Consider the following 3,907-nt stretch of genomic DNA (forward strand, 5'->3'; position numbering starts at 1 on the left):
GGCCAGGTGGTCGGCGTACGCGAGCGCAGCCGCACGCTGCCGCCGTTCCAGCTCGCCGCCGCCGGGGCGCACGCCGACGCGCAACCCCGGCCGTACCTGTCGGCGCAGCCGGCGCAGCTGCGCGCCACGCTGGTACGCGAACCGGCCCGGCACGAGGTGCCGGTGGTCTGCGACGAGCAACTGGTGGTGGAGTTCTACTCCCGCTGACCGGTTACCGGGTCTGCTCCAACCAGGACGCGTACAGCAGCGCGTACACGGAGTCGGTGTCGCGGACCAGCTCGTCGTGCGGGCCACGCTGCACGATCCGGCCCCGGTCCACCACGATCACCTCGTCCGCCGCCTGCGCGGTGGACAGCCGGTGCGCGATGGCGAGCGTGGTCCGCCCCCGGGTCACCGCGTCGAGCGTGCGTTGCAGGCGTACCTCGGTGGCCGGGTCGACGGCGCTCGTCGCCTCGTCCAGCACCAGCAGGTCCGGGTCCGCGACGTACGCCCGGGCCAGCGCCACGAGCTGCCGCTCGCCGACGCTGAGCGCCTCCCCGCGCTCACCGACCGGCGTGTCCAGCCCGGACGGCAGCCCGTCCAGCCAGTCGGCCAGGCCCAGCTCGCCGAAGGCGGCGGTGAGCCGCTCGTCGGTCAGGTCGGGGCGGGCGAAGCGGACGTTCTCCCCGACCGTGGCGTCGAAGAGGAAGCCGTCCTGCGGCACCATCACCACCCGGGAACGCAGCGAGTCGAAACGCACCTGCCGCAGGTCGACGCCGGAGAGCAGCACCGCGCCCTCGGTCGGGTCCATCAGCCGGGTGAGCAGCTTGGCGAACGTGGTCTTGCCGCTGCCGGTCTCGCCCACCACCGCCACCCGGCTCTTGGCCGGGATGTCCAGCGTCACGTCGTGCAGCACCGGCGGGCCGCCCGGATAGGCGAACGTCACACCGGCGAACCGGGCGTCCAGCGGCCCGGGCGGCAGCTCCCGCCCCTGCTCGCCCGGGTCGGCCACGTCCGGGGAGACGTCCAGCACGTCCAGCACCCGGCGCCAGCCGGCGATCGCGTTCTGCGCCTCGTTGAGCACCTCGGTGGCGATCTGCACCGGCTGGATGAACAGCGTGACCAGGAACAGGAACGCGGTGAGCTGGCCGACCGACAGCGTGCGGTCGACGCCCAGGCTCACCCCGACCACGACCACGCCGGCCAGCGCCAGCCCGGCCGCCAGCTCCCCCACCGAGCTGCCCATGATGCTGATCCGGATCGCCCGCTGCTGGGCCACCCGCTGACCGTCGATGGCCGTGTCGAGCCGCCGCGCGGTCCGCCCGGCGATGCCGTACGCCCGGATCACCGGCGCGCCCACCACGCTCTCGCCGATCGCGCCGAGCAGCGTGCCGGTGCGCTGCCGCACCAGGCCGTAGGCCCCGGCGAGGCGGCGCTGCAACTGCCGGATCACCAGCACCGCCGGCGCGAACGCGACGAGCACCACGAGCGTCAACTGCCAGGAGTACGCGAGCATCACCGCTGTGGTCACCAGCAGCTGGCCCAGGTTGACGATCAGGATCACGCCGCCCCACTGGAGGAACTGGGTGATCTGGTCGACATCGCTGGTCACCCGGGAGACCAGCGAGCCGCGCCGCTCGGACTGCTGGTGCAGCATCGACAGGTCGTGCACGTGCCGGAACGCCCGGGTGCGCACCCCGGCCAGGGCCGTCTCGCTCACCGTGAACAGCCGGCGCATCATCAGGTAGCCGCAGGCGGTGGTGACCACCAGCACCCCGGCGGTGATCGCCACGGTGAGCGAGATGACGTTCAGGTCGAGCCCGCCGACGATGCCGTGGTCGATGCCGCGCTGCACCGCCACCGGCACGGCGACCCGGCCGACCATGTAGACCAGCGCCAGCGCCAGCGTGCCGGCGAGACCGGTGCGCAGCTCCGGGGAGAGCGCCAGCCCGCGCCGCAACGTCTGCCAGGTGGTCTCGGCGCTCTCGGTGTTCTCCCCCGTGGTCGTACTCACCGGTCCACCTCAATCTCCAGGCCCGACGGCAACGGCGTGACCTCGTCGTACGTCTGCTTCTGCTCGCGTTCCTGCTCGGCCTGCTCGTACGCGGTGACCAGGTCGGCGTAGCCGGGCACGGTGGCCAGCAGCTCGGTGTGGGCGCCGCGGGCGACCACCCGGCCCTGCTCCACGTAGATCACCTCGTCGGCGAGCGCGATGGTGGCCCGGCGGTACGCCACCACCAGGATCGACGCCGGGGCGCCGCCGTCGGCGGGCGCGCGCAGCCCGGCCAGGATGGCCGCCTCGACGCGCGGGTCGACAGCGCTCGTGGCGTCGTCGAGCACCAGCAGCCGGGGGCGCCCGGCCAGCGCCCGGGCCAGCGTCAGCCGCTGCCGCTGCCCGCCGGACAGCGAGGTGCCCCGCTCGCCGACCATGGTGTCCAGCCCGTCCGGCAGCGCGGCCACGAAGCCGTCCGCCTCGGCCAGCCGCAGCGCCGCCCACACCTCGTCGTCGCCGATGCCGGCCCGGTCCAGCGCGATGTTGGCCCGGACCGTGTCGTCGAAGACGAACGGCACCTGCGCCACCAGCGCCACGGTGCCGGCGAGCGAGGCGGCGGTCAGTTCCCGCACGTCCACGCCGTCCAGCGTGACCCGCCCGGCGCCCGGGTCGACCAGGCGCACGGCCAACGACGCGATCGTGGACTTGCCCGAACCGGTGGGCCCGACCAGGGCGACGGTCTTCCCGGCCGGCACGGTGAACGTCACCTCGCCGAGCACCTGGGCGCCGGGCAGGTGCGCCTCGGCCGGCTCGTACGCGAAGTGCACGTCGTGGAACGCGAGCGTGGCCGGCGTACGGGTGGGCGGGTCGAGCGTCCTCGTGCCGTACGGCATCTCGCCTGTCGCGTCGAGCACCCGGCGCACCCGGTCCCACCCGGCGACGCTGCGCGGCAGCTCGGCCAGCACCCAGCCGATGGCGCGCACCGGGAAGGCCAGCACGGTGAACAGGAACGCGACGCTGACCAGCTCGGACACGGTGATCGCGCCCTGCCGCAGCCGGATCGCGCCGACCACCAGCACGGCGAGCGTGCCGAGGCTGGGCAGCGTCTCCAGCATCGGGTCGAAGACGCCGCGCAGCCGGCCGACCGAGATCAGCGCGTCCCGCAGCTCGCCGGCGCGGGCGGCGAAACGGGCGGTCTCCTGGGCCTCGCGGCCCATCGTCTTGACCACCAGCGCGCCGTCGAAGCTCTCGTGCGCGATGCCGCTGACCTCGGCGCGCAGCCGCTGCGCCCGGGCCTGCCGGGGCGCCATCCGGCGGGAGTAGACCACGTTGAGCGCGAACAGCGCGGGGAACACGGCGAGGCCGACCAGGGCCAGCGCCCAGTCGGTGACGAACAGTGACGCCACCGCGCCGACCAGCATCACCAGCGTGCCGACCGCGAACGGCAGCGGCGCGATCGGGTACCAGGCCGCCTCCACGTCGGAGTTGGCGTTCGACAGCAGCGTGCCGGTGGAGTTGCGGTGGTGCCAGGCCAGCGGCAGTTCCAGGTAGCGGCGGGTGACCCGGCGGCGGTAGGCGGCCTGGAGCCGGTACTGCATGTAACCGGCGCCGAGCCGCCGGCCGAAGATGCCGACGACCCGCAGCACGCTGATGCCGAGCAGCGCCGCCGCGGCCAGCGCCAGGGTCCCGCGGGCCACCTCGCCGCGCTCGACCGCGGGCACGACGACCTTGCCGACCACCCCGCCGACCACGTACGCGCTGGCGATCACCAGGAGGCCGAACAGCACGCTGCCGCTGACCGCCACCGCGAAGATCCGCGGCTGTTCCCGGATGGCCCGGCCGAGCACCCGTAGCCCTCTGCCGAGCACGTCCCGACTTGTCCCGCTCGCCACGTTCGCCCCCGCCGTAAGCCGCAATTTTCTCCCCCATCCTTAC

Annotated in this window: 2 protein-coding genes and 1 pseudogene; 1 reads left to right on the forward strand and 2 read right to left on the reverse strand. The window is 74.0% G+C overall.

Annotation, left to right across the window (positions count from 1 at the left end):
- Positions 1 to 207: pseudogene (locus tag KBX39_RS25495) on the forward strand (30S ribosomal protein S4); the annotation flags it as partial.
- Positions 208 to 211: 4 nt separating this feature from the next.
- Here the strand turns inward: KBX39_RS25495 and KBX39_RS25500 are convergent.
- Both KBX39_RS25500 and KBX39_RS25505 read right to left on the reverse strand, forming a co-directional pair.
- Positions 212 to 1,993 carry an ABC transporter ATP-binding protein gene (locus KBX39_RS25500; RefSeq protein WP_209962675.1) on the reverse strand — a complete coding sequence of 594 codons (1,782 nt, stop codon included), beginning with the start codon at positions 1,991 to 1,993 and terminating at the stop codon, positions 212 to 214.
- Positions 1,990 to 3,864: an ABC transporter ATP-binding protein gene (locus KBX39_RS25505; protein WP_210872889.1), complete on the reverse strand. Its 1,875-nt coding sequence runs from the start codon at positions 3,862 to 3,864 to the stop codon at positions 1,990 to 1,992. The genes KBX39_RS25500 and KBX39_RS25505 overlap by 4 nt, the downstream gene beginning before the upstream one ends.
- Positions 3,865 to 3,907 lie beyond the last annotated feature (43 nt).

Source organism: Micromonospora sp. D75, from assembly GCF_018070405.1.
In the GTDB taxonomy this organism is placed as follows: domain Bacteria; phylum Actinomycetota; class Actinomycetes; order Mycobacteriales; family Micromonosporaceae; genus Micromonospora; species Micromonospora chalcea.